General features: G+C 57.3%; 1 protein-coding gene. It reads left to right on the forward strand.

Translation table 11 applies throughout. From position 1 onward, the window contains the following. A partial coding sequence (locus SMB34_RS21160) for an Ig-like domain-containing protein (RefSeq protein WP_037992290.1) occupies positions 1 to 1310 on the forward strand: 1310 nt, incomplete at both ends.

Raw genomic sequence — 1310 nt, forward strand, 5'->3', positions numbered from 1 at the left:
GAAGTGCTGACGGTGACCATCTCTGGTGTCCCGGAAGGGGCAACTTTGTCCGCGGGCACCGATAACGGTGACGGCACCTGGACTCTTGGTTCCGATCAACTCGCAGGCCTGACGATCACGTCAGCAGATGATTTCTCCGGCAGCTTCGAGCTTGGTGTGACCGCAACGTCGGCAGATGGTTCTGATGTAGCAACCACGACCGGTTCAATCACGGTTGATGTTGCCGGTGTGGCCGATGTACCGACGCTGGAAGTATCGGATGCTTCGGGTTACGAAGACCGGCCAATTGCGCTTGATCTTGACGCTGTCCTGACAGACGCCAGTGAAGTTCTCTCTGTCACCATCTCCGGTTTTCCGGATGGCGCAAGGCTCTCTGCCGGTACGAACAATGGTGACGGCAGCTGGACGCTGAGCCCGGATCAACTTGATGGACTCAGAGTCAGGCCGCCGTACAACTATAGTGGCGCGTTTGAGCTTGATGTAACGGCCCAGTCTGTGGACGGGTCGGATATTGCCACGACAAGCGGTTCAATCACGGTTGATGTCGAAGGCGTCGCAGACCGACCGACGCTTGATGTGTCGGATGCGCAGGGTCTTGAGGATACAGCGATTGCGCTCGATATTGATGCCGCGCTGACAGATTCCAGCGAGGTGTTGAGCATCACCGTAAGCGGTGTGCCCGATGGTGCGGAACTGTCTGCCGGTACCGACAATGGTGATGGCACATGGACGTTGGATGCCGATGAGCTTGCAGGACTGACGATCACACCACCGGAAAACTTCAGTGGCGCGTTTGATCTTAAGGTGGTCGCACGATCCACAGATGGCGATTCTGTTGCATCAACATCCGATCCGGTGCGTCTTCTGACGCGCAGCGGCAACAGCACAATTACCGTTGAGGTGACCGGTGTCGCGGATGCTCCGACACTCGAAGTAAGTGATGCGTCTGGCAACGAGGACAATGTTATCGCCCTCGATATTGATGCCGGTCTGACGGATTCCAGCGAAACTCTGACGGTCACGATCTCTGGTGTTCCCGATGGTGCAACCCTCTCTGCGGGCACCGACAACGGTGATGGCACCTGGACGCTGGGCTCTGATCAGCTTGAAGGTTTGACGATCACCCCGGCGGAGGACTTCAGCGGTTCGTTTGATCTGGGTGTGACGGCGACCTCTGCCGATGGTTCAGACGTTGCGACCACGACGGGTTCGATTACGGTTGATGTTGCCGGTGTTGCGGATGCACCGACGCTCGGCGTCAGTGATGCCAGCGGCAACGAAGACAGTGCCATTGCTTTGAATATTGACGC

The organism is Thalassospira permensis NBRC 106175 (assembly GCF_000714555.1).
Lineage (GTDB): Bacteria > Pseudomonadota > Alphaproteobacteria > Rhodospirillales > Thalassospiraceae > Thalassospira > Thalassospira xiamenensis.